Origin of the sequence: Cellulomonas rhizosphaerae (genome assembly GCF_003470205.1) — a bacterium.
In the GTDB taxonomy this organism is placed as follows: Bacteria; Actinomycetota; Actinomycetes; order Actinomycetales; family Cellulomonadaceae; genus Cellulomonas; species Cellulomonas rhizosphaerae.
This window is the reverse complement of the sequence record NZ_QWKP01000185.1, coordinates 1-25,770: the sequence shown is the minus strand read 5'-3', so window position 1 is coordinate 25,770 and position 25,770 is coordinate 1. Positions and strand designations below refer to the sequence as shown.

At 71.9% G+C, this 25,770-nt stretch carries 25 protein-coding genes and 4 tRNA genes; 12 read left to right on the top strand and 17 right to left on the bottom strand.

All coding sequences use genetic code 11. From position 1 onward, the window contains the following. The 10 genes from D1825_RS17980 to D1825_RS08755 form a co-directional block, all read right to left on the bottom strand. Window positions 1–219, bottom strand: a 219-nt coding sequence (locus D1825_RS17980) for a hypothetical protein (RefSeq protein ID WP_147356258.1), incomplete at its 3' end; no start/stop codon positions are given. Window positions 220–368: 149 nt separating this feature from the next. Beyond that, entirely contained in the window at window positions 369–950 is a 582-nt protein-coding gene (locus D1825_RS08795; protein ID WP_118767049.1) for an NUDIX hydrolase, read from the bottom strand. Next, entirely contained in the window at window positions 947–1,849 is a 903-nt protein-coding gene (pdxS, locus tag D1825_RS08790; RefSeq protein WP_199721543.1) for a pyridoxal 5'-phosphate synthase lyase subunit PdxS, read from the bottom strand. The genes D1825_RS08795 and pdxS overlap by 4 nt, the downstream gene beginning before the upstream one ends. Before the next feature lie 102 nt (window positions 1,850–1,951). Next, window positions 1,952–2,629: a hypothetical protein gene (locus D1825_RS08785; protein ID WP_118767047.1), complete on the bottom strand. Its 678-nt coding sequence runs from the start codon at window positions 2,627–2,629 to the stop codon at window positions 1,952–1,954. Beyond that, window positions 2,626–3,822 carry a glycosyltransferase family 4 protein gene (locus D1825_RS08780; RefSeq protein WP_199721544.1) on the bottom strand — a complete coding sequence of 399 codons (1,197 nt, stop codon included), beginning with the start codon at window positions 3,820–3,822 and terminating at the stop codon, window positions 2,626–2,628. The genes D1825_RS08785 and D1825_RS08780 overlap by 4 nt, the downstream gene beginning before the upstream one ends. Window positions 3,823–3,842: 20 nt before the next feature. After that, window positions 3,843–4,793 carry a phosphatidylinositol mannoside acyltransferase gene (locus D1825_RS08775; protein WP_118767045.1) on the bottom strand — a complete coding sequence of 317 codons (951 nt, stop codon included), beginning with the start codon at window positions 4,791–4,793 and terminating at the stop codon, window positions 3,843–3,845. Continuing rightward, window positions 4,790–5,401, bottom strand: a complete 612-nt coding sequence (pgsA, locus tag D1825_RS08770; RefSeq protein ID WP_118767044.1) for a phosphatidylinositol phosphate synthase — start codon at window positions 5,399–5,401, stop codon at window positions 4,790–4,792. Before pgsA ends, D1825_RS08775 begins: the two co-directional genes overlap by 4 nt. A 7-nt stretch (window positions 5,402–5,408) precedes the next feature. After that, window positions 5,409–5,975, bottom strand: coding sequence for an HIT family protein (locus D1825_RS08765; RefSeq protein ID WP_233549755.1), 567 nt, complete (start codon window positions 5,973–5,975; stop codon window positions 5,409–5,411). Window positions 5,976–5,978: 3 nt separating this feature from the next. Next, entirely contained in the window at window positions 5,979–7,991 is a 2,013-nt protein-coding gene (gene thrS / locus D1825_RS08760) for a threonine--tRNA ligase (RefSeq protein WP_158580705.1), read from the bottom strand. Window positions 7,992–8,140: 149 nt separating this feature from the next. Next, a tRNA-Val gene (locus D1825_RS08755) sits at window positions 8,141–8,216 on the bottom strand. 258 nt (window positions 8,217–8,474) lie between these two features. Here D1825_RS08755 and D1825_RS08750 point away from each other — a divergent pair. Beyond that, the gene (locus D1825_RS08750; protein WP_118767042.1) at window positions 8,475–8,900 is read left to right on the top strand and encodes an SsgA family sporulation/cell division regulator; all 426 of its coding nucleotides are present in this window, start codon (window positions 8,475–8,477) and stop codon (window positions 8,898–8,900) included. Window positions 8,901–8,952: 52 nt separating this feature from the next. Here D1825_RS08750 and D1825_RS08745 read toward each other — a convergent pair whose 3' ends face one another. Next, the gene (locus D1825_RS08745; protein ID WP_118767041.1) at window positions 8,953–9,804 is read right to left on the bottom strand and encodes an aminotransferase class IV; all 852 of its coding nucleotides are present in this window, start codon (window positions 9,802–9,804) and stop codon (window positions 8,953–8,955) included. Window positions 9,805–9,808: 4 nt separating this feature from the next. Next, window positions 9,809–10,855 carry a chorismate-binding protein gene (locus D1825_RS08740; protein WP_118767051.1) on the bottom strand — a complete coding sequence of 349 codons (1,047 nt, stop codon included), beginning with the start codon at window positions 10,853–10,855 and terminating at the stop codon, window positions 9,809–9,811. Window positions 10,856–11,008: 153 nt separating this feature from the next. Between D1825_RS08740 and D1825_RS08735 the strand changes: the two genes are divergently transcribed. The 4 genes from D1825_RS08735 to D1825_RS08720 all read left to right on the top strand — a co-directional run bounded on the left by D1825_RS08735 (window position 11,009) and on the right by D1825_RS08720 (window position 11,949). Next, window positions 11,009–11,080 (top strand) — tRNA-Gly (locus tag D1825_RS08735). 47 nt (window positions 11,081–11,127) lie between these two features. Beyond that, a tRNA-Cys gene (locus D1825_RS08730) sits at window positions 11,128–11,198 on the top strand. Window positions 11,199–11,213: 15 nt separating this feature from the next. Beyond that, window positions 11,214–11,288, top strand: a tRNA-Val gene (locus D1825_RS08725). Window positions 11,289–11,343: 55 nt separating this feature from the next. After that, window positions 11,344–11,949: a GNAT family N-acetyltransferase gene (locus D1825_RS08720; protein ID WP_118767040.1), complete on the top strand. Its 606-nt coding sequence runs from the start codon at window positions 11,344–11,346 to the stop codon at window positions 11,947–11,949. On the opposite strand, the gene D1825_RS08715 is transcribed toward D1825_RS08720, so the two are convergent. From D1825_RS08715 to D1825_RS08700, 4 genes are read right to left on the bottom strand one after another with little or no spacing between them, the layout of a single operon-like run. Next, window positions 11,946–12,926, bottom strand: a complete 981-nt coding sequence (locus D1825_RS08715) for a glycoside hydrolase family 43 protein (protein ID WP_118767039.1) — start codon at window positions 12,924–12,926, stop codon at window positions 11,946–11,948. The genes D1825_RS08720 and D1825_RS08715 overlap by 4 nt on opposite strands. Beyond that, entirely contained in the window at window positions 12,923–13,783 is an 861-nt protein-coding gene (locus D1825_RS08710) for a carbohydrate ABC transporter permease (RefSeq protein WP_118767038.1), read from the bottom strand. Before D1825_RS08710 ends, D1825_RS08715 begins: the two co-directional genes overlap by 4 nt. Next, complete coding sequence (locus tag D1825_RS08705) at window positions 13,780–14,763, bottom strand: carbohydrate ABC transporter permease (RefSeq protein WP_118767037.1); 984 nt, start codon at window positions 14,761–14,763, stop codon at window positions 13,780–13,782. Before D1825_RS08705 ends, D1825_RS08710 begins: the two co-directional genes overlap by 4 nt. Continuing rightward, a complete protein-coding gene (locus D1825_RS08700; protein WP_118767036.1) occupies window positions 14,756–16,072 on the bottom strand; it encodes an ABC transporter substrate-binding protein in 1,317 nt (438 codons plus the stop codon). Before D1825_RS08700 ends, D1825_RS08705 begins: the two co-directional genes overlap by 8 nt. 197 nt (window positions 16,073–16,269) lie before the next feature. Here D1825_RS08700 and D1825_RS08695 point away from each other — a divergent pair, with 197 nt between their 5' ends. Genes D1825_RS08695 through D1825_RS08685 form a run of 3 tightly spaced genes read left to right on the top strand, consistent with a single transcriptional unit; the run spans window position 16,270 to window position 19,626 of the window. Continuing rightward, window positions 16,270–17,280 carry a LacI family DNA-binding transcriptional regulator gene (locus D1825_RS08695; RefSeq protein ID WP_118767035.1) on the top strand — a complete coding sequence of 337 codons (1,011 nt, stop codon included), beginning with the start codon at window positions 16,270–16,272 and terminating at the stop codon, window positions 17,278–17,280. Between the two features lie 42 nt (window positions 17,281–17,322). Continuing rightward, complete coding sequence (locus tag D1825_RS08690; RefSeq protein WP_118767034.1) at window positions 17,323–19,131, top strand: glycoside hydrolase family 2 protein; 1,809 nt, start codon at window positions 17,323–17,325, stop codon at window positions 19,129–19,131. A gap of 18 nt (window positions 19,132–19,149) precedes the next feature. Then, on the top strand, window positions 19,150–19,626 hold the full coding sequence (locus D1825_RS08685) for a PPOX class F420-dependent oxidoreductase (protein WP_118767033.1): 477 nt from the start codon (window positions 19,150–19,152) through the stop codon (window positions 19,624–19,626). Between the two features lies 1 nt (window position 19,627). Here D1825_RS08685 and D1825_RS08680 read toward each other — a convergent pair whose 3' ends face one another. After that, on the bottom strand, window positions 19,628–20,374 hold the full coding sequence (locus D1825_RS08680) for a spermine/spermidine synthase domain-containing protein (protein ID WP_118767032.1): 747 nt from the start codon (window positions 20,372–20,374) through the stop codon (window positions 19,628–19,630). 144 nt (window positions 20,375–20,518) lie between these two features. Here D1825_RS08680 and D1825_RS08675 point away from each other — a divergent pair, with 144 nt between their 5' ends. From D1825_RS08675 to D1825_RS08660, 4 genes are all read left to right on the top strand, one after another. Next, the gene (locus tag D1825_RS08675; RefSeq protein WP_118767031.1) at window positions 20,519–21,541 is read left to right on the top strand and encodes a LacI family DNA-binding transcriptional regulator; all 1,023 of its coding nucleotides are present in this window, start codon (window positions 20,519–20,521) and stop codon (window positions 21,539–21,541) included. 142 nt (window positions 21,542–21,683) lie between these two features. Then, window positions 21,684–22,970 carry a glycoside hydrolase family 6 protein gene (locus D1825_RS08670; RefSeq protein ID WP_118767030.1) on the top strand — a complete coding sequence of 429 codons (1,287 nt, stop codon included), beginning with the start codon at window positions 21,684–21,686 and terminating at the stop codon, window positions 22,968–22,970. A 158-nt stretch (window positions 22,971–23,128) separates the two neighbouring features. Further along, on the top strand, window positions 23,129–24,475 hold the full coding sequence (locus D1825_RS08665; protein WP_118767029.1) for a ricin-type beta-trefoil lectin domain protein: 1,347 nt from the start codon (window positions 23,129–23,131) through the stop codon (window positions 24,473–24,475). Window positions 24,476–24,574: 99 nt separating this feature from the next. After that, on the top strand, window positions 24,575–25,770 hold a 1,196-nt coding region (locus D1825_RS08660), incomplete at its 3' end, for a beta-1,3-glucanase family protein (protein ID WP_118767050.1).

Below are 25,770 nucleotides of genomic sequence, written 5' to 3'. Positions count from 1 at the left end.
CTCAGCCTGCCGGGCCGCCACCATCGCGGCGGCCTGCGCCCAGCCCGCCGCCACCTCGACCAGCTCCGCCGTCGACAACGACGCCAGATCCAGCCCTTCGAGCAGGCCCGCGACCTGCGTCAACGTCGCCCGCACCGGGAACGTCGGCACCACCCGACCAGGCGACGCCTCATAAGCATCAGCAGGCAGCACGATCGGATCAGGATCGACCGCAGGCAACGACCCACCCGCGGTCGCAGCACGACTCGACTCCACAAACCCACCCGGCAGACCCATCGACGCCTCCCCAGCCGTTCGAACTCGACTCGAACAACTGTACGACCGACCACCGACACCACATCAGGCGGCCTGTGGACGAGCGAAGCGGTCTACTCCCGCGCGAGTCCCAGGTGAACGATCGCCCCGTCCCAGACGGGCAGCAGCCCGCGGACCAGGTCGACCAGACCCTCGGGGAACACCTCGAGGTCGACCGCGGCCAGGTCGTCGAGCGACCACCACGCGAGCTCGTCGATGACGTCCTGCTCGAGCGCGGTCCACCCGGACCGGTCGGTGCCGACGAACGAGGAGCCCGGGATCCGCGCGAGGTAGATGACCTCGTCCTGGCGGCAGTGCTGGGAGAAGAAGTCGAAGATCGCCGAGCGCGTGAACACGGGCCCGACGAGCTCGTCGGCGTGCAGCACCACGCCCGTCTCCTCGCGCACCTCGCGCAGGGCGGCCTCGGCCGACGACTCCCCCGCGTCGATCCCGCCGCCGATCGTGAACCACCACGAGCGCTCGGGCTGGTCCTGGTCGTGCCCCCGGATGAGCAGCACGCGGTCCCTCTCGTCGAGCAGGATCACGCGCGCGGCACGGCGGAACAGCAGGCCGTCGTCGCCCCGCACCCACTCCGGAGGCAAGCCAGAGGCCGCGGGCGCACCCACGGCCTCCGGCACTGCGTCGTTCGAGGTCACCAACCGCGCTCGGCGAGGCGGTGGGGCTCCGGCACGTCCTCGACGTTGATGCCGACCATGGCCTCACCCAGTCCGCGTGAGACCTTGGCGATCACGTCGGGGTCGTCGAAGAACGTGGTCGCCTTGACGATCGCGGCGGCGCGCTCGGCCGGGTTGCCCGACTTGAAGATGCCCGAGCCGACGAACACGCCCTCGGCGCCGAGCTGCATCATCATCGCGGCGTCCGACGGGGTGGCGATGCCGCCCGCGGTGAACAGCACCACGGGGAGCTTGCCGGCCGCCGCGACCTCCTTGACCAGCTCGTACGGCGCCTGCAGCTCCTTCGCGGCGACGAACAGCTCGTCCTCCGGCAGCGAGGTCAGGCGGCGGATCTGGTCGCGCAGGGTGCGCATGTGGGTCGTGGCGTTCGAGACGTCGCCCGTGCCGGCCTCACCCTTGGAGCGGATCATCGCCGCGCCCTCGGTGATGCGACGCAGGGCCTCGCCCAGGTTGGTGGCGCCGCAGACGAAGGGAACCGTGAAGGCCCACTTGTCGATGTGGTGCTCGTAGTCGGCCGGGGTCAGCACCTCGGACTCGTCGATGTAGTCGACGCCGAGCGACTGCAGGACCTGCGCCTCGACGAAGTGGCCGATGCGCGCCTTGGCCATCACGGGGATGGAGACGGCCTCGATGATGCCGTCGATCAGGTCGGGGTCGCTCATGCGCGCGACGCCGCCCTGGGCGCGGATGTCGGCGGGGACCCGCTCGAGCGCCATGACGGCGACCGCGCCCGCGTCCTCGGCGATCTTGGCCTGCTCCGCGTTGACGACGTCCATGATGACGCCGCCCTTGAGCATCTCGGCCATGCCGCGCTTGACGCGCGCCGTGCCGGTGGTGGGCTGGGTGTTCTCGCTGGTCACGTCAAGCCTCACAGATCAGTGGTGCGGTGTGGGAGGGGCCGCACGACCGGCGACCCGCTGAGCCCATCGTAATGCGTGGGCAGGTGGCTCCCGGCGCGCGTCTCAGGCGCCGGAGGACTTCTCCGCGGCCCGGACTCCGGGCCGTCCGAGCGCGTCGGGCCACTCGTCGTCGAGCTCGAGCGTCCGGGGCTCGGGCGCGTGGCCCGCGAGCCGGAACACGCGCACCGCGACGCCGCGCCGCATCCGGCGGGTCTGGGCCACGGCCTCGTTGTGGAACCGGCGGGAGATCTGCACGCGGTACCAGGCGGACCCGAGGTCCGCGAGGATCTCCTCGCCGCCCGGCTCGGCACGCAGCGCGGCCACCTCGGCCTCGTCGGCGAGCACCTCGCGCAGCGTCGCGGACAGCTCGCTCTCGATGCGGCCGCGCTCGGAGATCTGCTCCGCCAGCGACGACCGCTCGACGGGTCCGCGCGGGTCCGCCGCGAGCAGCGTCCACAGCTCGTCGGGCAACCCGGGAGTCGTCTCGGCGTCGCTGCCGCCCGCCGCCAGCGCGGCCCATGCGGCCTCGCCGACCAGGACCGAGCTGACCGGGTCGAGCAGCGCGGAGGTCGCGAGCTCGGCCGTGACGGTCGCGCGACGGATGAGCTGGGTGTCGACGACGGCGCGTGCGGCGCCGACCTTGCGGTGCAGCCGGTCGAGCCGCGAGGCGGTGACCCACAGCCACCAGCCGAGCAGGGCCAGGAGGCCGACGACGAGGACCAGCGTCTCGGACCAGCTCATCGGTTCTCCCCCCAGCCGCGGCGCATCTCGAGCAGCCGTGCACCGCGCAGCGACGACGGGTCCTCGCCGACCGGGGCGTCGCGCCCGGCGACCGCCATCTCGTACACGGCGAGCACCTGGTCCGTCACGGCCGACCAGTCGTAGCGCCGCACCACGGAGCTTGCCCGCGCGACGACCGTCGCGCGACGGTCCGGGTCGCCGAGCACCTCGACGAGCGTCCGGGCCAGGTCCGCCGAGTCGCCCGTGCGGAACAGCACGCCGGCCGCGCCGTCGTCGAGCACGCGGGAGAACGCACCGAGGTCGCTGGCCACGACGGCCGCGCCCGCGCTCATCGCCTCGACGAGCACGATGCCGAAGCTCTCTCCCCCGGTCTGCGGGGCGATGTAGACGTCGACCGACGACAGCAGCCGGGCCTTGTCCTCGTCGGACACCCCGCCCAAGAACTCGACCGCACCGGCCTGGTCGCCCAGGAGCTCGCGAGCCTGCTGCTCGCCGGTCTCGCCGCGCCCGGCCACGAGGAAGCGCGCACCCGGCACGTGCGCCAGGACCTCGCGCACCGCGCCGAGCATGACCGCCAGCCCCTTGCGGCTCTCGTCGAGCCGGCCGAGGAACGCGAGCGTGGGCCGCTCGGGCGTGCCGGTCCAGCGCGGGTCGGGCTGCGCGTCGGCGAACTGGTCGACGTACACGCCGTTGGGGATGACGACCGCGTCGCCGCCGAGGTGCTCGACGAGCGTGCGGCGGGCGTCCTCCGAGACCGCGATGCGCGCGGCGATCTTCTCCATCGACTGCCGCACAAGCGGGAACGCGACCTGCAGCGGCCGGGACCGCTCCATCGACGTGTGGAACGTGGCGACGACCGGGCCGTCGGCGATCCACAGCGCGAGCATCGACAGGCTGGGCGTGACGGGCTCGTGCAGGTGCAGCACGTCGAACTGGCCGGCCGAGAGCCACTTGCGGGCGCGCGCCGCGGTCACCGGGCCGAACGAGAGGCGGGCGACCGAGCCGTTGTAGCGGACCGGCACCGCGCGGCCGGCGGCCGTGAGGTACGGCGGCACGGGCGTCTCGTCGTCGGCCGGCGCGAGCACCGACACGTCGTGGCCGCGCGCGAGCAGCGCCTCGGCCAGGTCGCGCACGTGGAACTGCACGCCGCCCGGCACGTCGAACGAGTACGGGCAGACGATGCCGACGCGCAGCGGCCGGGTCACGGGCGTGCTCATGCCGAGGCCTCCTGCGCGAGCGTCTCGGCGTACCGCGCGGGGTCGAGGTCGGCGATGAAGACCTTCTGCAGCATGTGCCAGTCCTGCGGGTCTTGGCGGATGCCCTCGGCCAGGTCGTCGACCCAGGACTGCGTCAGCGCGCGGACCTGGTCGGCGCGGGCCAGGTCGTCTCGCGGGCGGATGAGCGGGCCGAACGCGATGTGGATCCCCCACGGCGACCCGGCGGCACGGCGGCGCTCGCCGTGCAGCCGCTCGTAGGTGATGACGGTCGTGAGCAGCGCTGCCTTCGCGGTCACCGCGAGGGCGGCGGGACCGGCGGCGACGCGCGCCCGGTGGCCCGCGAGGTCGACCTCGATGCCTTTCGCGGTCAGGTCGCGGTCAGCCAGCAGCGGGATGAGCACGGTGCCGGCCCGCGCGGTGCGCACGAGGTCGCGGAAGACGTCGCCGTCGCCGAGGGCGAGGATGCGCAGGCCGATGGACTCGCGGAACGCGAGGAACTCCTGGAACAGCTCCTCGGGCTTGAGCCGCTCGGCGACCGTCGTGACCGCCGCGAGGTTGCGCGTGGCCCACGCACCGGCCAGGTCCCAGTTGCCGAGGTGGCCCAGCGCCAGGACGAGCCCCTGCCCCTCGTCGAGCGCGGCCTGCACGGCCTCGACGCCGGTGGCCCGCACGCGCGCATCGATCTGCGCCGGGGTGAGCGACCGGAGCGTGAACGCCTCGCCGAAGTACCGCATGTAGGAGCGCATGCCGACGCGGCCGAGCCGACGGACCTCGCGCGCGTTGAGATCGGGCCGCACGCGCGCGTAGTTCGCCTCGAGCTGGACCACGCCGCCGCGACGCAGCAGCCACGTCACGTCGGCGGCCACCGCGCACAACCCGCGGACCACAGAGCCGGGCAGCCTGCCCGCGACCCGCCACGCGAACGAGTACAGGCCTGCGACGTTCACTCGGCCGCCCGCGTCGCCTGGGCGTGCACCATCGCCATGCGCTGCACGACGGTCACGGCGGACGCGACGGCCAGGAGGCCGAGCACCACCGTGAGCACGACGTCCGGCACCCCGAACCCGACGAGCCCGGTGGCCACCAGCACCAGCACCAGCCGGTCGGCACGCTCGGCGATGCCGCCCGAGGCGGTCATCCCGAGCCCCTCGGCGCGGGCGCGGGCGTAGGGCACGATCGACCCGAGGATCAGGCACGCCAGCGCGAGGACGGCGCTGAGGCGGTCGTCGCCGTCTCCGAAGAACCAGAGGACGAGCCCGCCGAAGATCGCCGCGTCGGCGAACCGGTCGAGCGTCGAGTCGAGGAACGCGCCCCACGGGCCGGATCGGCCGGCGCGCCGGGCCATGACACCGTCGAGCGAGTCGGTGAGCGCGAACACCCCGATGATGATCGTGCCGAGCAGCAGGTTCCCCGTCGGGTACGCCCACAGCGCGGTCACGACGACGACGAGCGTCCCGGTGATCGTCACGGCGTCCGGCAAGACGCCCGCGCGGAGCAGGGCGTCGGCGACGGGCGTGAAGATGCGCGTCATCACCCCGCGGAGTCGGTTCAGCACGGGTCGATCATCCCTTCACGTGGAGCTCGTCGGTGGGCCACACCGCGGCCAGCCGGGCCCGCGTGTCGGCCAGCAGCTCGGGCAGTGCACGCGTGCGCGCGACGATCGGCAGGAAGTTGGCGTCGCCGCCCCAGCGCGGCACGACGTGCTGGTGCAGGTGCGCGTCGATGCCCGCGCCGGCGACCTGGCCCTGGTTCATCCCCAGGTTGAATCCCGCAGGCGCGGACACCTCGCGGATGACCCGCATCGCGGTCCGCGTGAGGTCGGCGACCTCCGCGACCTCGTCGGGCGTCAGGTCCGTGTAGTCGGCGACGTGGCGGTACGGGCACACGAGCAGGTGCCCCGCGTTGTAGGGGTAGAGGTTGAGCACGACGAAGGCCACCTCGCCGCGCGCGACGACCAGCCCCTCCTCGTCGGACACCTCGGAGACCCGGCAGAACGGGCAGCCGGGGCCGGCCTCCTTGTCCGCAGGCTTGCCCTCGCCCCGGATGTACGCCATCCGGTGCGGGGTCCACAGCCGGTCGAAGCCGTCGGGCTCACCGGCGAGGTCGTCGGCCCGCTCGTGGCTCGCCACGCCTCAGACCTGCACGCGCTCGCGCACCGCGGTGACGATGCGCTCGATCGCCTCGGCGACCGGCACGCCGTTGTCCTGGCGCCCGTCGCGGTACCGGAACGAGACCGCGCCGGCCTCGGCGTCCTCGCCACCCGCGATGAGCACGAACGGGATCTTCTGCGTGCTCGCGTTGCGGATCTTCTTGCCGAACCGGTCGTCGCTGCGGTCGACCTCGGCACGGATCCCCTGCTCACGCAGCCGGCCGACGATCTCGTCGAGGTAGCCCTCGAACGGCTCGGCGACCGGGACCGCGAGCACCTGGACAGGCGCGAGCCAGGCCGGGAACGCACCCGCGTAGTGCTCGGTCAGGACCGCGAAGAACCGCTCGATCGACCCGAACAGCGCGCGGTGGATCATCACGGGCCGCTGGCGGGAGCCGTCCGACGCGGTGTACTCGAGGTCGAACCGCTCGGGCAGGTTGAAGTCGAGCTGGATGGTCGACATCTGCCAGGTGCGGCCGAGCGCGTCCTTGGCCTGCACGGAGATCTTCGGGCCGTAGAACGCGGCGCCGCCCGGGTCCGGGACCAGGTCGAGGCCCGACTCGGTGGCCACCTGGCGCAGGGTCTCGGTGGCCTCCTCCCAGGTCGCGTCGTCGCCCACGGACTTCTCCGGGTTCTTCGTCGACAGCTCGAGGTAGAAGTCGTCGAGGCCGTAGTCCTTGAGCAGGTCGAGGACGAAGGTGAGCAGGCTGGTCAGCTCCTCCTTCATCTGCTCGCGCGTGGTGTAGATGTGCGCGTCGTCCTGGGTGAACCCGCGGGCGCGGGTCATGCCGTGCACGACGCCCGACTTCTCGTACCGGTACACGGTGCCGAACTCGAACAGCCGCAGCGGCAGCTCGCGGTAGGACCGGCCGCGCGCCGCGAAGATCAGGTTGTGCATCGGGCAGTTCATCGGCTTGAGGTAGTAGTTCTGCCCCTGCTTGCGGATGTTGCCCTCGGCGTCGCGCTCCTCGTCGAGGGTCATCGGCGGGTACATGCCATCGGCGTACCAGTCGAGGTGACCCGAGATCTGGAAGAGCTGCTCCTTGGTGATGTGCGGGGTGTTGACGAACGAGTAGCCCGCCTCCACGTGCCGCTGCCGGGAGTAGTGCTCCATCTCCATGCGGATCACGCCGCCCTTGGGGTGGAACACGGCCAGGCCGGAGCCGATCTCCTCGGGGAAGGAGAACAGGTCGAGCTCGTTGCCGAGCTTGCGGTGGTCGCGGCGCTCGGCCTCGGCGATGCGCTCGAGGTGCGCGCGCAGCTCCTCCTTCGTCGGCCACGCGGTGCCGTACACGCGCTGCAGCTGCGGGTTCTTCTCGCTGCCGCGCCAGTAGGCGGCAGCGCTGCGGGTCAGCTGGAAGCCGTTGCCGAGCACGCGGGTGCTCGGGACGTGAGGCCCGCGGCACAGGTCCTGCCACACGACGGCCTCGGTCTCGCGGCCGGCGCCGCGCACGTTCTGGTAGATCGACAGGCCGCCCAGGCCGACCTCGACCGAGGCGCCGTCGGCCGCGCCGGGGTCGCCCTTGAGGCCGATGAGCTCGAGCTTGTACGGCTCCTCGCGCAGCTCGGCGCGCGCCTCGGCCTCGGTGACGTCCCAGCGCCGGAAGGTCTGGCCCTCCTTGACGATGCGGCCCATCACCTTCTCGATCGCCTTGAGGTCCTCGGGGGTGAACGGGGTGTCGACGTCGAAGTCGTAGTAGAAGCCGTCGGTGATCGGCGGTCCGATGCCGAGCTTGGCGGTCGGGTTGACCTCCTGGACCGCCTGCGCGAGCACGTGCGCGGCCGAGTGCCGCAGCACGGCCAGGCCGTCGGGCTCGTCGATCGTCACGGACTCGACGACCTTGGCGTCGTTGAGCGGCAGGTGCAGGTCCCGCAGCTCGCCGTCCACGCGGACGACGAGGACGTCGCGGCGCTTGCCGAACAGGTCCGCACCCGTCGTCCCCGGCTCCACCGTGGTCGCAGTTCCGTCGACGGTGAGGGTCAGCAGCTCGGGCACCGGGTCAGTCTCCGTTCGTGGCTGCCCACCCGTGCGGTGGGCCGCTGACGATGCTACCGGCGCAGGCCCACGACACCCGCGCCTTATGCCTGTCAGGAGGGCCGGAAAGCACGCGAGGCCCCCTCCGGAGAGGGAGCCTCGTGCGGTGATGGTGGGCGATACCGGACTCGAACCGATGACCTCCTCGGTGTGAACGAGGCGCTCTACCAACTGAGCCAATCGCCCGTCACCGTCTTGCGACGGTCACGGTCACCCGTGGGTGACGTCGAGGAAGGATGCTACCCATAATGAGCGCAGATTCCGAACCGATGGGGTGGAAGCGCTCTCCGTGCGAGGTCTGGGTCGTTGCACCCCATTCGTGGGCGTACGTCTGGGTGAACATCGCCCGGAGAACCGTCAAAATCGGGGCGGCGCTGCCATAGTGGGACCTGCAGCCCTTGACCGCAGTGTCCGACATCTCGTACTCAGGACCAGGAGGACCCGATGACTCAGCCATACGACGTCGTCGAGGTCGTCGCCATGCAGCTGATCGGTTCCGACGCGAGCGTCATCCCGGTCAGCGCGGAGCTGTCATTCCGGACGTCCGACCCGTACACCGTGCGCGCCGTCTTCACCGGTCCGCACACGATGTCGACGTGGCTCGTCGGCCGCGAGCTCCTCTCCCTGGGGATGCACGCGACCTCCGAGGCCCCGGCGGGCACGGGCGACGTCCAGGTGTGGCGCGACGAAGACCCCGACTACACGCTCGTGTCGCTCAGCGGCGTCGAGGGCAGCGCGTTGCTCGCCGCCCCGAGCGAGCCCATCGTCCGGTTCCTGGCCGGCACCGAGGCGCTCGTGCCGATCGGCACCGAGAGCGACCGCATGGAGTCCGAGATCACGGCACTCATCGCGGCGCTCCTCACCGCCTGAACCCCACGCTCCGCGACCGGTTCCGCCTGCTGGCGGGGCCGGTCGTCGCACGTCAGGGGTCGACGTCGTCGGCGGCGCGCTCCTGGAACACGCGCTGCATCTCCACCGAGACCGGGCCGAGCGCCACCGACGTGCCGTCCAGCGACGCGACGGGCGAGACGTTGCGGATGGATCCGCTCAGGGTCAGGTGGGCGGATCCCGCGAGCACCTCGTCGAGCACCTCGTACGGCAGCGCCTCCTCGCGTGCCGGCAGGCCCGCGTCCGCGGCCCACTCGAGCAGCAGCTCGCGCGTGATCCCCGCGAGGCACCCGCTGGCCAGCGGCGGCGTGAGCAGCACCCCGTCGCGCTCGACCACCACGTTCGAGCCCGTGCCCTCGCACAGCTCGCCGACGGTGTTCGCCAGGATGGCCTCGTCGGCCCCCTGGCGGTACGCCTCCGCCAGGGCGACGACATTCTCGGCGTAGGAGATCGTCTTGAGGCCGGCGACGGCCGAGCGCTCGTTGCGGACCCAGGGCACGCGCACGGCGCGCGAGGTCTGCGCGCGGGTGGCGGGCCCGGCCAGCACGACGAGCGTGGGGCGCTGCTCGGCCACCGGGAGGCGGTTCGAGCCCAGCGGCCCGGGACCGCCGGTGTAGGTGATGCGCAGGCGGCCCGCGTCGGGCGCGGCGGCCAGCACCGCCGCGGTGGCGGTGCGGACCTCGTCCTCGTCGGGCTCGGGCAACCCCAGCCCGGCGGCCGAGCGCCCCAGCCGCCGCAGGTGCCGCGTGAGGGCGAAGGCCTGCCCGCCGTAGACCGCGCACGTCTCGAAGACCCCGTCACCGACCGTCAGGCCGTGGTCCACGCCGGTCGCGACGAGCTCGTCGGACTCCTGCAGCCGCCCTGCTGCCCAGATCACCACACTCATGAGGTCAGTCTGTCACCGGGTCGGTCGTCCCCGACGCGAGGCCGACCAGGCGCGCCGCCTTGAGCTGGGTCTCGGCCCACTCCGCCTCGGCGTCGCTCCCCCACGTGATCCCCGCACCCGTGCCGAACCGCAGCACGCCGTCCGCCCACCAGAAGGTGCGGATCGCCACGGCGAGCTCCGCGCGGGTGCGGCCGTCGTCGTCGACGTGCACCCACCCGAACGCGCCGCAGTACGGCCCGCGCTCGACGGGCTCGAGCTCGCCGATGATCCGCAGGGCAGAGGACTTGGGCGCTCCGGAGACCGACCCGGGCGGGTAGGTGGCGTCCAGCAGCCGCGCCCACAGGTCGTCGTCGGACGCGCCGACGAGCCGGCCCTGGACCGTCGAGACGAGGTGCGCCAGGCCTGGGTGCTCCTCGATGCCCAGGAGCGTCGTCACCTCGACCGTGCCGGGCTCGCAGACGTGCTGCAGGTCGTTGCGGACCAGGTCGGTGATCATCACGTTCTCGGCGCGGTCCTTGGCGGTCAGCCCCGCGCGCGTGGGCGCGGTCCCCTTGATGGGGGCGGAGGTGACCACGTCGCCGTCGATCCGCAGGTACAGCTCGGGCGACGCGCACACGACCCACGCGCCGTCCACCTGGACGCCGCCGGCGTACGGCGCGGGGTTGCCGCGCGCGAGCACGTGCGCGAGCGCCCGTGCGTCCGGCTCCTGGGGCACGTCTACGCTCATGACCCGGCAGATGTTGGCCTGGTAGACGTCGCCCTCGAGGATCCGCCCGCGCACGTCCTCGACCGCGCGGACGTACGCGTCGTGGTCGAGTGACGAGCGCCACGTTCCTGTCACCGGCTCGTGCGGTGCCGGCTCCGGCGCACTCGTCGCCTCGTCGAACCTCCACGCCCGCACACGCCCGTCGAACTCCCCCACGACGACCCACCAACCGGGCTCGCGAAGGCGTTCTGGCTGGTCACAGACGTCGATGACGTCCGTGACGCCCGCGAGCTCGACGCCCGCGAACCAGGCTCGGCCCGGCGCGCGTGGTGGCTGATCCGGCATGTGCACACGCTATCGAGGCCGCGGCGAGCCCCAGAACGAGGGCTGGATCCGCAGGATCATCGGGGTGGCGGGAGCCAGTTGGACGATCGCCGCAAGACTCGGTTAGAGTCTGGGACGCACACGGAACGCCGGTGAGAACCGGGGGACGTGCGTGCGGACGTGGCTCAGTGGTAGAGCATCACCTTGCCAAGGTGAGGGTCGCGGGTTCGAATCCCGTCGTCCGCTCGGAGACATTCCTTCTCGGCCCAGGCCGCGCGGGACTGCGGTCTCAAGGTGGAGTGGCCGAGTGGCGAGGCAGCGGCCTGCAAAGCCGTATACGTGGGTTCGAATCCCATCTCCACCTCGCAGCTTTAACGATGGGCGATTGGCGCAGCGGTAGCGCGCTTCCCTGACACGGAAGAGGTCACTGGTTCGATCCCAGTATCGCCCACCAGCTTGTCTGCAGGTCAGCCCCGGCTCCGGCCGGGGCTTTCTTGTATCTTCACGAGATGGGTGACCGCGACCTCGTCGTCGAGGGATATCGGATCGAACCGCTCAGCCCCGCGACCTGGGACGCGTTCGCGGGCCTCGCGGAGCGCCACAACGGCGTCTGGGGCGGCTGCTGGTGCACCTACTTCCACCTGTACCCCGACCCGACCGAGGAGCGGCGCGCGCTCGGCAACCGCGAGTTCAAGCGCCTGCTCGTCGAGGCCGGTCGCGCGCACGCGGCCCTCGTGTTCGACGGCGACGTCGCGGTCGCCTGGGCCGAGTACGGGACGGTCGGGGAGCTGCCGAACATCCAGCATCGCAAGGAGTGGGAGCGGACCGTCCAGGCGATGCCGGACTTCCGGATCACGTGCCTGTTCGTCGACCGCCACTACCGACGCCAAGGCCTCGCGTCCGTCGCCGTCCGCGGCGCGCTCGCGCTGATCGCCGAGGCCGGAGGGGGCCTGGTCGAGTCATACCCGCACGACCTGCCGCCGGACAAGAAGACGTCGGCGTCGTTCCTCTACAACGCGACGCGGACGATGTACGAGCAGCTCGGGTTCACGTACCTGCGGCCCAAGGGCCAAGGAAACTGCGTCATGACCACGCAGGTCCCGGCGCGAGGCTAGGAGCTCGGCAGCACGACCGACAGCGACCCGTCCGCGCCCCACGTCAGCGGCACGCTGTGCATCGCCCGGTAGGTGTACAGCTCGTCCCACGCGTGGAAGACCAGGACGTCGCCGTCGTCGGTGCGGACCACGTCCTGCCCACCCGGACCGCGGAACAGGCCACCCGAGCCCGACGTCGAGAGCAGCGGCTCGGGTTGCTTCGTGTACGGGCCGAGCAGGGTCGTCGAGCGCGCGACGCCGGTCGCGTAGGAGTCGCCGCCGTAGTCGTTGGCGGAGTACAGCAGCGCGTACTCGTCGTCGTGCCGCACGAGCACGGGAGCCTCGACGAGGTTCCCCTCCCACGCCTGGTCCTGGCGGAGCAGTCGGGTGGGCTCGCCGACGAGCGAGAGGCCGTCGCCGCTGAGCCGGGAGATCTCGATCCAGGTGTTCAGCCCGCAGCAGTTGCCGTCCGTCTTCCACAGCAGGTAGCGCGTGCCGTCGTCGTCGGTGAAGGTGCTCGGGTCGATCGCTCCCCCGACGTCGACCGGGCACACCAGCGGCTCGTCGGACGCGGGCGCGTACGTGCCGTCCGCCTCGGCGCTCGTCGCGACGCCGATGCACTGGCGGCCCGAGTCGGTGTCCTGGGCGGTCACGTACATGACCCAGGTGCCGTCGGCGCGCTGGGACACGTCCGGCGCCCATGTGCGCCCGGCGGAGGCCCAGGCCGGGAGCACGGGCAGCGCGTCGCGGCGCTCGACGGTCCAGCTCGCGAGGTCAGGGCTCTGCGCGACGCGGATGTTGAGGCCCGAGGTTCCGGTGGCGAAAGCGAGCCAGGCGTCGTCGACCGCGACGACGTCCGGGTCCGGGAAGTCCTCGTCGATCAGCGGCGCGCCGGCGGGTGCCGTGGTCGCGCTCGGGACGGGAGCGTCCGGTCCGGAGCTGCAGGCCGCGAGGCCGACGACGGCCGCGACGAGCAGGAAGGTGGACAAGCGCCTCACCCCTTCACCGCCGCGCCCGTGACCGAGTCGACGATCTGGCGCTGCGCGACCGCGAACACCGCGAGCACGGGCACGGACGCGATGACGGCCCCCGCCATGACGATCGCGAAGTGCGTGCGGTACGCGCCCTGCAGCATCGACAGGCCCGGCTGCAGCGTCATGTGCTCGGGAGAGAGCAGCACGTAGACCGGCCAGAGGAAGTCGTTCCAGTTGTTGAGGAACGAGAGCACCGCGAGCGTGGCCAGGGCCGGGCGCGCGAGCGGCAGGACGATCTGCACGAAGATGCGGAAGTCGCCTGCGCCGTCGATGCGCGCGGCCTCCTCGATCTCCAGCGGCAGCCCGACGAAGAACTGGCGCAGGAAGAAGATGCCGAACGCACCCGCCGCACCGGGAACCGTGATCGCGAGGATCGTGTCGAGCCACCCGAGGTTCTGGACGATCAGGTAGTTCGGGATGAGGAATACGACGGGCGGGACGAGCAGCGTCGAGATGATCAGGCCGAAGACGACCTTCTTGCCCGCGAACTCCATGCGCGCCAGCGCGTACGCGCCCATCGACGCGGTGACCAGGATGAGGATCGTCTGGATGGCCGCCGCGGAGAACGAGTTCCACAGCCAGCGCAGGATCGGCTGCTGACCGCTGGCCAGGTTCCGGTAGGCGTCGAGCGAGAACGGGCTGGGCAGCGAGTACGGGTGCCGGATCGCGTCCGCGTCGGTCTTGAACGACGTCAGCACCATCCAGACCAGGGGCAGCACGACGATCAGCGCGAGCACGATCAGCAGCGCGTACAGGACGGCCCGGGCGGTGATCCGCCGGGTCGACGGGCGGCGGCGGACGTCCGCGACGGTCGCCGTCATCGGGTTCTCCTCTTCTCGACGCGCTCCCGCTGCAGGCGGAAGTTCACGATGCTCACGACGGCGAGGAACGCGAACAGCACGTAGCTCATCGCGGCCGCGGGGGCCATGTTGTTCTGGGACAGGCCCTGGTCGGCGATGTACATGATCACCGTGCGGGTGTCGTTGCCCGGTCCGCCGGTGGTCAGCAGGTACGACTGGCCGAACATGTTGGCCGAGGCCAGGACGGTCGTCGTCGTGATGAACAGCATCACGGGGCGCAGGCCGGGCAGGGTCACGTTGGTGAACGAGCGGAACCGGCCGGCACCGTCGAGAGACGCCGCCTCGTAGAGCTCGGAGTTGATGCCCTTGAGCCCGGCCAGGAAGATCACGGTGTTCAGGCCCGAGGTCCACCAGACCGTGACGCCGACGAGCGACACCCACGCCCACGGCACGTCGACGGTCCAGGGGATGTCGCCCCGGATGCCCACCGCGTGCAGCAGGTGGTTGAGGATGCCGGACTGCGTGTCGAGCACGTAGCCCCAGATCAGGCCGACGACGGCGACGCCCAGCACGTAGGGCGCGAAGAAGATGGTGCGGAACGTGCTCGCGGCGCGCAGCTTCTGGTTCAGGAGAACAGCGACGAGCAGCGGGACCACGACGAGGAACGGCACGCTCGCGACGACGAAGATCGCGGTGGCCCGCATCGAGCTCCAGAAGTCCCCGGACGTCGTCGACCCGGGCGTGAACAGGTCCGCGTAGTTCTGCAGCCCGATGAAGTGCTGCACGTCCCGGAACGGGCTCCAGTCGGTGAAGCTGATCCAGAGCCCGTACACGGCCGGTGCCAGGACGAACCCGATGAACAGCACGAGGAAGGGCGCCAGGAACAGGTACGCCGTCAGCGTCCGACGCCGACGCCGTGCCGTCGTCCCCGCGCGGGGACCGCTCCCCCCGGCGCTGGTGCGCCGGGGGGAGGCGGACACTGCGGTGACGGAGTCAGTCACCGTACTTCGCGCGGTTCTGCTCGAGGATCTTGTCGGCCTTGGCCTTCGCGTCGTCGAGCGCCGCCTGCGGGGTCTTCTTCCCGGTCAGCGCCTCGTTGATCGCCGTCGTGATGAGCGCGTTGGCCTCGTTGATGCCGGGCGAGACCGTCTCGTAGTGTGCGTACGGCAGCTCGTCGATGAACGGCTTGAGGTTCGGGTACTTCGCCACGAGCGACGGGTCGTCGCGCACGGTGTTGGCGCCCGGGAGCTCGCCGGTCTCGGCCCAGCCGGCCGAGTTGTCGTTCATCCACTTCACGAACGTCGCCGCGGCGGCGGTCTTGTTGGCGTCCTGCCCCTTGTTCGCGGGGAAGACCCAGTGGGTCGACGAGGACCACACGGCCTTCTCGTCGCCGATCTGCGGCACGGGCGCGGCAGCCCACTGCAGACCGTCGAACGCGGTGTTGGTCGTCTGCCACACGCCGTTCCAGTTGAACGCCGTCTCGTTGGCGAGCAGGGCCTTGATGTTGCCGTCCTGCGCCACGTTCGCCGGGCTGTAGCCGTTGTCGATCAGGCTGCGCATCCAGGTCAGCGCCTTGACGCCGGCCTCGGAGTTGAAGGTCGCCTCGGTGATGTCCTTGTTGTAGAGGTCACCGCCGAACTGCCACAGCAGGCTCTGGAACTCGAAGGTGCCGGTGAACACGTACCCGTCGACCCACTCGCCCTGCACGCCGGCGGCCTTGAGCGCCTTCAGCGCGGCCTCGTACCCCGCCTTGTCGGTGGGGATGTCCGTGAGCGAGGCCTTCGCCAGGACGTCCTTGTTCACGTAGAGGCCGAGCGGCGTCACGCTCCACGGCACGGCGTACTGCGCGCCCTGGTAGTTGCCCTTGTCGTAGACGCCCGGGGGGAAGTCCGCGGCCGAGTAGCCCAGCGAGTCGACGATGTCGTCCGCCTTGAGCAGGAGCTTCTGCGCGGCGTAGGTGGCCAGGTCGTCACCGTGCAGCACCGCGACGTCGGGGCCCTTGCCGGCCTTGATCGCGAGCGGCAGCTTCGCGGAGATGTCCGCCCACTCCTGCGGGACGGCCTTGACCACGATGTTGTCGTGCTCGGCGTTGAACTTGTCGATGAGCTTGGGGACCAGAGTCGGCGCTGCGCCGCCGGTCCAGCCGTGCCAGAACGTGATGTCGACCTTCGGGCCGTCGTACGTCCCGTTCCCGGTGACCGCGCCGTCGCTGCCCCCCGAGTCGGAACCCGAGCCCGAGCATGCCGCCAGGGTGAGGCTGACGACGGCGACGAGCCCGGCGCTCAACCCTCTGGCTACTGACTTCCTCATGCGAACTCTCCTTTGAGTCTCGACGCGACCGTGGCGCGTGGCGTGGCCGCATCCACGCGGCCCTGCTTCCGGAATTTACAGCGCTAGAATCGGACGGTCAAGTGGTTGCGGCAATCGACGCGGCGGGCCCCCGGGGCCGCCGAGCGTCCCGCCGCTAGGGTGTGCCCGGCGCAGGGAGCGCCTCGAGGAGGGGTGTCATGGCACGGGTCCGGCTGCAGGACGTCGCCGAGCGCGCGGGCGTGTCGATGAAGACCGTCTCCAACGTCGTGCGCGACGCCCCGCACGTCTCCGAGAAGATGCGCGAGCGCGTGCAGCGGGCGATCGACGAGCTGGGCTACCGGCCCAACATGATGGGCCGGCGCCTCGCGACGGGACGCACCGGGCTCGTCGCCCTGGCGTTCAGCGACGTGAGCATCCCGTACTTCGCCGAGCTGTCGCGCGTGGTGTCCCGGATCGCCCTGCGTCACGACTACCAGGTGCTCATCAAGGAGACCGAGGGGACGCTCGAGGGCGAGCGCTCACTGGTCGCCAACTCCGAGCAGGGGCTCGTGGACGGCGTCCTGTTCCAGCCGAGCGTGATGAGCTCGACCGAGATCGCGCGGCACCGCACCGAGCTGCCGATCGTGCTGCTCGGCGAGACCGCGGCGCCGCTGACGATGGACCGCGTGATGATCGAGAACGTCACGGCCGCGCGCGAGGTCACCGAGCACGTCCTCGCAGGTGGGCGCCGTCGGGTCGGCTTCGTGGGGAACGAGAGCTCGGGCCTGACGGAGACGTCCCGGCAGCGCATCGCCGGCTACCAGCAGGCGCTCGAGGACCACCGCCTGACCCCCGAGCCCGGCCTGCTCATCGCGACCGACGAGATCTCCGCAGCCGGCGCGGTGCGCGCGGTGGGCGCCGCACTCGACGGCGGGCTCGACGTCGACGCCCTCGTCTGCCGCGACGACCTCGCCGCGATCGGCACCCTGCGCGCCCTGCAGGAGCGCGGCGTGCGGGTGCCGCAGGACGTCGCCGTGACCGGCTGGGACGACATCCGGCTCAGCGCGGTCACGTTCCCCAGCCTCACGACCGTCTCCCCCGACCTCGAGGCGCTCGCCGAGCGCGCGCTCACGCTGCTGCTCGAGCGGATCGACGGGTACGAGGGCATGGGGCGCCACGAGACGGTCTCCCACCGCCTCGTCGTCCGCGAGAGCACGCCCGTTCTCTGACCCGGCATTTACAGCGCTGAAATCTTCGGTCATGCTGAGGGCATGATCGATGACGACCACGCGCGCCCCGTTGCCAGCACCCAGGACGGGACGTACCCCCGGCCCCAGCTCGTGCGGGCCCACTGGGTCGATCTGACCGGCCCCTGGCGGTTCACGTTCGACGACCAGGACCAGGGACTGCGCGAGCGGTGGTGGCTCGACTGGCCGGCGTCCGACGCCGAGATCGTCGTCCCCTACCCGCCGGAGTCGCCCGCCTCGGGCGTGGGCGACACGACGTACCACCACGTCGCCTGGTACCGGCGGACGCTGTCGGCCGCGGACCGCGCCGCGACCGGCCACGCGCCGGGCGACCGGCTGGTGCTGCGGTTCGGCGCCGTCGACTTCCGCTGCCACGTCTGGGTCGACGGCCACCTCGTCGGCACGCACGAGGGCGGCCACACGCCGTTCTCGTTCGACGTCACGGACGTGCTCGACGGCGACGAGAACGTGGTCGTCGTCCGGACCGAGGACGACCCGCACGACGTCTCCCAGCCCCGCGGCAAGCAGGACTGGCGCGAGCAGCCGCACGTGATCTGGTACCACCGTACGAGCGGCATCTGGCAGCCCGTGTGGCTCGAGTCGGTACCGGCCGTCGGCATCGACTCGGTGCACTGGACCGTGGCGCCCGACACGGCGACGGTGACCGCCGAGCTCCGCCTCACGTCCGCGCCGGTCGAGCCGATCCCGGTGCGGATCGCGCTGCGCCACGGCGACACCCACCTCGCGGAGGCGTCGACCACCGCGACCGGCGCCGACGTCACCGCCGTCCTGACCGTGCCCGCGCTGACCAACGGCCAGGCGTACGAGGAGCTGCTCTGGTCGCCCGAGCACCCGCACCTGGTCGACGCGCTGATCGACGTCGGCGACGACCGCGCCTCGTCGTACGTCGGGCTCCGGACCGCGCACGTCGCGCGCGGGCGGTTCCTGCTCAACGACCGGCCGTACTCCGTGCGGTCCGTGCTCAACCAGGGGTACTGGCCGCAGTCGCACCTCGCGGCGCCGTCGGCCGACGCCCTGCGTGCCGAGGCCCAGCTCATCAAGGACCTCGGTTTCAACGCGACGCGCGTCCACCAGAAGTTCGAGGACCCCCGCTTCCTGTACTGGACCGACCGGCTCGGGCTGCTCGTCTGGGGCGAGGCGCCAGCCAGCTTCACGTACTCGACGCTGTCGGTCGAGCGCACGGTCAACGAGTGGCTCGCGATCGTGCACCGCGACTTCTCGCACCCGAGCATCGTCACCTGGGTGCCCCTCAACGAGAGCTGGGGCGTCCAGCACATCGCCCGGGTCCCGCGCATGCAGCACTACGCCCGGGCGCTCGTCGACCTCACCAAGGCCCTCGACCCGACCCGCCCCGTGGTCTCGAACGACGGCTGGGAGCAGGTCGACACCGACATCGTCGCGATCCACGACTACGCCTCGGACCCCGCCGTCGTGGGGCCCCGCTACCGCGACCGGACGGCGATCGACGCGATGGTGGCCGGCATCGGGCCCGCCGGTCGGCAGCTCGTGCTCTCCGGTGACGTCGAGGACGCGCCCGTGATGCTCACGGAGTTCGGCGGGATCTCGTACGACGTCGATGCGGTCGACGACGCGTGGGGATACTCCGCCGCGACGAGCCCCGCCGACTTCGCCGACCGCCTGGGAGGACTGCTGGACGCCGTGCACGCGAGCGAGGTGCTCGCGGGCTTCTGCTACACGCAGCTCGCCGACACGCTGCAGGAGACCAACGGCCTGGTCACCGCGGACCGCGTGCCCAAGCTCCCCGTCGAGCAGCTCCGCGCCATCATCACGGGGACGCCGCGCCAGGGCTGACCGGCCTACCGTGGTCCCATGCCCCGCACCATCGCGACCACGCGCACCGTCGACCTGCCCGAGCTGCTCGCGTTCGTCCGCGACCGGCACCACTTCGTCCTGGTCACGACCCGGCAGGACGGCCGGCCGCAGGTCTCGCCGGTCAGCGGCGGCGTCGACGAGCAGGGGCGCCTGGTCGTCTCGACGTACCCCGGCCGCGCGAAGGCCCTCAATGCCGAGCGCGACCCCCGCGTGAGCGTGTGCGTGCTGTCCGACGACTTCGGCGGCGCCTGGGTGCAGCTCGACGGCGAGGCCGAGGTCCTGCACATGCCCGAGGCCGAGGACGCGCTCGTCGACTACTACCGGTGTATCGCCGGCGAGCACCCGGACTGGGACGAGTACCGCTCGGCGATGCGGACGCAGGGCAAGTCGCTCATCCGGATCACGCCGACGCGTTGGGGCCCGATCGCGACCGGCGGGTTCCCCGCGGACGTCGCCGAACGCCTCGACGGCTGAGTCAGGCGCTCGCCACGTAGACCGTGTTCGTCGCCTCGCGGTCCTGCAGCGGGTTGTCGAACGCGACCACGTGCGCGGCGACGTCGTCGAAGGCCTCGGCCAGGGTCGCGACGAACGGCTCGTCGGGCGGGTCGTTCGACCACAGCGCGAACACCCCGCCGGGGCGGAGCTGCCTGCGGAGCTTGCGCAGCCCGTCGGCCGTGTAGAACGGCGCGTTCTGCGGCGCGAGCAGGTGCCGCGGCGAGTGGTCGATGTCGACGAGGATCGCGTCGACGAGCCGCCGCGGCTGGCCGAGGTCGAAGCCCTGCTCGGCCGCGGCCAGCGCGAAGAAGTCGCCCTGCACGAGGCGGCAGCGCTGGTCGCCGACGAGGCCCGCGCCCAGCGGCACGAGGCTGCGCCGGTGCCAGTCGATGACGGGCGCCAGGAAGTCGACCACGACGAGCGCACCCACGCCGGGGTGGTCGAGCACGGCGCGGGCGGTGTAGCCGAGCCCCAGGCCGCCGACGACGACCACGAGGTCGGTGCGACCGGCGAGGCGGTCGAGGCCGATGTCGGCCAGCGCGACCTCCGCGTCGACGAAGAGGCTGGACATGAGGAAGTCGTCGTCGATCTTGACCTCGTGCACCTCGCGGCCCGTGGTCGGCTCGATGCGGCGGCGCAGGCTGATCGCCCCGATGGGCGTCTCCTGCCAGTCCAGCTCCTCGAAGCGGGCGCGCCCGGCTCGTCTCGTCGGCCCCTCGTCGGACACGTGCCACGCTCCCTCGACGGCACGGCGCCGACCTCGAGCCCCACCGTAGTCGCAGACTTCACCCGCGCCGGCTCGGGCGGGCCACCAGGGGCCCGCCGCTACCGTGAGGGCTCACCCGCCGCACCCGAGGAAGGCCCGCACGCCATGGAACCGCCCCGCCGGCAGCCGACCCTCGACGAGGTCGCGCTCCTGGCCGGCGTCTCCCGGTCGGCGGCGTCCCGCGCGGTGAACAACGGGCCGAACGTCAGCCGGGCCAAGCGCGACGCGGTGATGAAGGCGGTCCGCGACCTCGGCTATGTCCCCAACGCCACGGCCCGGGCCCTGGCGACGAGCCACGCGGGGGCTGTCGTCCTCGCGGTGGCCAACGACGACCCCGCCCTGTTCGTCGACCCGTTCTACGCGCAGATCATCCTGGGCGTGGCGGCCGAGCTCGACCGCGCCGACCTCGACCTCACGCTCATGCTCGCGGCGTCCGCCCAGGGCCGCGACCGGCTCAAGCGGACCCTGCGCTCGCGCCGCTCCGACGGGTTCCTCGTGATCGCACCGGGCGGCGACGACTGGCTCGGGGCGGTCGCGCACATGACCGACCTGCCCGTGGTGTTCTGCGGGCGACCGCTGGGCGCGGAACCCACCTGGTACGTCGACGCCGACAACCGCGGCGGCGGGCGCCTCGCGGCGGAGCACCTCATCGCGCTCGGTCGGCGTCGCATCGCGATGATCGCCGGGCCGATGGACCTGCAGTCGACGGTCGACCGGCACCGCGGGTTCACCGACGCGATGGCGGTCGCCGGGCTCGACTCGTCGCGCATCGCGACGGCCGACTTCACGCCGCACGGCGGCGCGCTCGCGATGGCGCGGCTGCTCGAGCGCCACCCGGACCTCGACGCAGTGTTCGCGGGTTCGGACAACATGGCCGCGGGTGCGCTGGGCGCGCTTCGCGCGGCCGGGCGGTCCGTGCCGGACGACGTCGCGGTCGTCGGTTTCGACGACCTCACGATCGCGGCGCAGACCGAGCCCGACCTCACGACGATCCACCAGCCGATCCAGGCGCTCGGCCAGGAGATGGCCAAGATGATGGTCCGCCTCATCGCCGGCGAGCGGCCGAGCCCGCTCATCGTGCCGACGCACCTCGTGGTGCGGAGCTCGGCACCACCACCGCTTCGCTGACTGACTGGTCGGAAATGTCGGGTCTTGACGCCCGCGAGGACAGCGACCACTATGGCCGGGAGCAACTGGAAGCGCTTCCAGTTTCCCCCTCCGCCATGCCGCGCAGTGCCGCGCGGCCGGTCGCACCCGAGGAGAAGCCCGCATGGCTGCACGCCCCCGTTCCCGCAGGATCCTCGCGGCCCTGGCCGCGTGCGTGCTCGTCGTCGGGCTCGGCGGCACGTCCGCGTGGGCCGCGAACGACGTCCTGCACCCGGGTGCGCGGTTCTACGTCGACCCGGCCAGCTCGACCGCGCAGGCCGCGCGGTCGCTGCACGGCCAGGCGAAGCGGGATGCGAGGCTGCTCGCGTCGATCCCCAGCGCCACGTGGTTCACGGGCGGGACGCCGTCGCAGGTGCGGAAGGACGTGCGCTCGCTGGTGACCCGCGCGGGTCGGCAGGTGCCGGTGCTCGTCGCGTACGACGTGCCGTTCCGCGACTGCGCGCTGTACTCGGCCGGCGGGGCCGCGGACGTGGCCGCGTACAAGGCCTGGATCGACGCGTTCGCCGCGGGCATCGGCTCGAGGAAGGCCGTCGTCGTCCTGGAGCCCGACGGCCTCGGCGTGATCCCCTGGTACACGACGCTCGACGGCGTCGCGGAGAGCTGCCGACCCGCGTCGCTCGACCCCGCGACGGCCGTCGCGCAACGGTTCGAGGTGCTGAACTACGCGGTCGACGCGCTCAAGGCCCAGCCGAACGCGGTCGTGTACCTCGACGGCACCGGTCCGTCGTGGCTGCCCGCGAGCGAGTCCGCGGACCGGCTGATCAAGGCCGGCGTGCAGCGCGCGGACGGCTTCTTCCTCAACGTGTCGAACTACGAGTACACGCAGAACGACGTGCAGTACGGCACGTGGATCTCGTCGTGCATCGCCTACGTCACCCAGGTCTCCCCCGGCGACTTCGCGAGCTGCGGGCACCAGTACTGGAGCGGCGGCCCCGCCAACGACTGGACCGGCGTCTCGCTGAGGAACACCGGCGTGTGGAGCGACACCGCGACCGACCCGACGCTCAACACAGCCGGGATCAGCTCGCGCTACGACCTGGTCCTCGGCGGCGTCCGCCCGACCACGCACTTCGTCGTCGACACGAGCCGCAACGGTCAGGGCGCGTGGACCGCGCCCGCCGGGAAGTACACGGACGCGGAGACGTGGTGCAACCCGCCGGGGCGCGGCCTCGGGGTCCGCCCGACGACGCGCACGGGCAGCGAGCTCGCCGACGCCTTCCTCTGGATCAAGGTGCCCGGCGAGTCCGACGGCGAGTGCTTCCGCGGCACCGGCGGCCCGATCGACCCCGAGCGCGGCAGCGCCGACCCGGCCGCCGGGCACTGGTTCGCCGCCCAGGCGCGCGAGCTGATCAGCCTCGCCAGCCCCGTCCTGCACCGCCGGAGGCAGTGAGCCGCTCTCGTCACGCGCGGGCGGCACCCCGGCCCGCGCCACCGCCTGCGCACCCGCGCGCCGTCGTGCGACGGCCGGGGCAGCGCCGCGCCCGCACCCGGACGCTCGGGCTCCGTTCCCCACCACTGCTGTACCCATCACCGCGAAGAGGTAGAGCCATGCTCGGAATCTCCCGTCGCCGTCGTCGTGCGTTGCGCGCCCTTGCGGGTGTCGCCGCGCTCGCCGTGATCGGCACGCTCGGCACCACCAGCGCCCAGGCGGCCGTCCCACCCCCGCCGTCCGGCTGGACGCAGGTGTTCGCCGACGACTTCACCGGCGCCGCCAACACCGGCCTCAACACCAGCAGCTGGCTCTACGACATCGGCACCGGCTACCCCGGCGGAGCGGCCGGGTGGGGCACGGGTGAGATCGAGACGATGACCAACAGCACCGCGAACGTCTACCAGGGCGGCTCGGGGCACCTGGTCATCAAGCCGATCCGCGACGGCGCCGGGCGGTGGACGAGCGGGCGGGTCGAGACCCAGCGCACCGACTTCGCCGCACCCGCCGGCGGCAAGCTCCGGCTCGAGGCGTCGCTGCAGCAGCCGAATGTCAGCGGCGCCGCGGCCGCCGGGTACTGGCCGGCGTTCTGGTCGCTCGGCGCCGCGGCGCGCGGGACCGGCGCGAGCGGTTGGCCGGGCATCGGCGAGATCGACATCATGGAGGACATCAACGGGCTGAGCTCGGAGTTCGCGACCCTGCACTGCGGCGTCTCACCCGGCGGCCCGTGCAACGAGACCACCGGGCTCGGCAGCGGGCAGCGTGCGTGCGGCGGCTGCCAGACCGGGTTCCACACCTACGCGATGGAGCTCGACCGCAGCGTCTCGCCCGAGCAGATCCGCTGGTACCTGGACGGCAACAACTTCTTCACGGTCACCGCCAACCAGGTGGACGCGACGACGTGGAACAACGCCACGCACCACGGCTTCTTCATGATCCTCAACGTCGCGATCGGCGGCGGCTTCCCCGCGGCGTTCGGCGGCGGGCCGACCGCGGCGACGCAGTCAGGCGTGCCGATGGTCGTCGACTACGTGAGCGCCGCGACGTCCGGCGGGGGCACGACTCCCCCGCCCGCGGGCGGCGGGAAGTCGATCACCAACGGGAACGGCCTGTGCCTCGACAACAACGCGGCGAGCACGGCCAACGGCAACAGGATCCAGATCTGGGACTGCAACGGCAGCATCGCCCAGCAGTGGACCTTCGTGCAGGCCGGCACGACGCTGCACGTCCAGGGCAAGTGCCTCGACATCACGGGGGGCGGCACGGCGAACGGCACCAAGGTGCAGCTCTACGACTGCAACAACACGGGCGCGCAGGTGTGGATCCCGCAGTCCAACGGGTCGTACTACAACCCCGCCTCCAACCGGTGCCTCGACAACCCCGCGGGCTCCACGACCCGCGGCACGCAGGTCCAGATCTGGGACTGCAACGGCTCGGGCGCGCAGCGCTGGACCCTGCACGCCTGACGACGACGGGCCGGGCACGCCAGGGGGCCGTGCCCGGCCGTCGTCGCCTCCGATGCCGCGGGGAACGCCCGCGGCACCCATCCACGAAGGAGCAGGTCAATGAGGACCAGCAGACGCATGCTCGGCGCGCTCAGCGCGCTGGCGGTCGCGGCGGCCACGGCGCTCGTCGCCGCGGCACCGGCCCAGGCGGTCGGCCCGGACAAGTTGCCCGTCACGGTGACGAACTCGAGCGGGCGCGGGGAGGCGGTGTACCTGTACGTCCTGGGCACCAACCTGGCGACGGGCAAGCTCGGGTACGTCAACGCGGGCGGCACGTTCACGGCGTGGCCGGCGGGTTCCCTCCCGCCGTCGCCCGCCCCCGACGTCGCGATCGGCGGGCCGGGCAACGGCTCCTCGACGGCGATCCAGGTGCCGCGCGGGATCTCGGGGCGGATCTACTTCTCGCTCGGGTCGAAGCTCACGTTCTTCCTCACGCCCGACGGGCTCGTCCAGCCGGCGCCGTGGGCGTCCGGCGACGCCAACCACGACATCCTGTTCGACTGGAGCGAGTTCACGTACAACGACGCGGGCCTGTGGCTGAACAGCTCGCAGGTCGACATGTTCGCGGTGCCGCACGCGGTGACCGTGACCGGCGCGTCGGGCACCAAGCGAACCGGTGACCTCGTCGCCAACGGCCGCGACGCCGTGATCAACGGCATCGCGGCGCAGCCCGGGTGGGCGAACACCGTCGTCAAGCGGTCCGACGGCACAGTCCTGCGGGTCCTCGCGCCGGGCAAGGCGGCGGGCGCGGGCCTGTTCAGCACGACCTACCTCGACTCGTACATCGCCTCGGCCTGGGGCGCCTACGCCTCGAAGACGCTCACGGTCGTCCCGTTCACGGACCAGCCGAACACGAAGTACTTCGGCCGGACGTCGGGGACGGTCATGAGGTTCACCAACAGCGCGGGCACCCAGGTGGCCTCGTTCAACCGGCCCAGCAGCGCCGACGTGTGGGGCTGCGACGGCGCGCTCGGAGCACCGAACGACACCGTGGTCGGCCCGATCGCCCGCACCCTGTGCGCCGCGCTCAACCGCGGCACGCTCGGGACGGTCGACACCCAGCCGAGCACGGACGCGTCGGCGTTCTACAAGAGCAGCCCGACGAACCAGTACGCGCGGATCATCCACGCGAACCAGGCCGACGGGAAGGCGTACGCCTTCGCGTTCGACGACGTCGGCAACTTCGAGTCGCTCGTCAACGACGGCTCGCCGACCGCGGCCGGGCTCGTCATCGAGCCGTTCACCGGTGGCGGCGG

Bases quoted from the DNA above. Each gene is read 5' to 3' on its own strand.
- D1825_RS08750 (WP_118767042.1), top strand. From the start codon at position 8,475: ATGACTCAGCCATACGACGTCGTCGAGGTCGTCGCCATGCAGCTGATC.
- D1825_RS08745 (WP_118767041.1), bottom strand. From the start codon at position 9,804: ATGAGTGTGGTGATCTGGGCAGCAGGGCGGCTGCAGGAGTCCGACGAG.
- D1825_RS08665 (WP_118767029.1), top strand. From the start codon at position 23,129: ATGCTCGGAATCTCCCGTCGCCGTCGTCGTGCGTTGCGCGCCCTTGCG.
- D1825_RS08690 (WP_118767034.1), top strand. From the start codon at position 17,323: ATGATCGATGACGACCACGCGCGCCCCGTTGCCAGCACCCAGGACGGG.
- D1825_RS08720 (WP_118767040.1), top strand. From the start codon at position 11,344: ATGGGTGACCGCGACCTCGTCGTCGAGGGATATCGGATCGAACCGCTC.
- D1825_RS08685 (WP_118767033.1), top strand. From the start codon at position 19,150: ATGCCCCGCACCATCGCGACCACGCGCACCGTCGACCTGCCCGAGCTG.
- D1825_RS08675 (WP_118767031.1), top strand. From the start codon at position 20,519: ATGGAACCGCCCCGCCGGCAGCCGACCCTCGACGAGGTCGCGCTCCTG.
- D1825_RS08740 (WP_118767051.1), bottom strand. From the start codon at position 10,855: ATGCCGGATCAGCCACCACGCGCGCCGGGCCGAGCCTGGTTCGCGGGC.
- D1825_RS08695 (WP_118767035.1), top strand. From the start codon at position 16,270: ATGGCACGGGTCCGGCTGCAGGACGTCGCCGAGCGCGCGGGCGTGTCG.
- D1825_RS08710 (WP_118767038.1), bottom strand. From the start codon at position 13,783: ATGACGGCGACCGTCGCGGACGTCCGCCGCCGCCCGTCGACCCGGCGG.
- D1825_RS08700 (WP_118767036.1), bottom strand. From the start codon at position 16,072: ATGAGGAAGTCAGTAGCCAGAGGGTTGAGCGCCGGGCTCGTCGCCGTC.
- D1825_RS08785 (WP_118767047.1), bottom strand. From the start codon at position 2,629: ATGAGCTGGTCCGAGACGCTGGTCCTCGTCGTCGGCCTCCTGGCCCTG.
- D1825_RS08670 (WP_118767030.1), top strand. From the start codon at position 21,684: ATGGCTGCACGCCCCCGTTCCCGCAGGATCCTCGCGGCCCTGGCCGCG.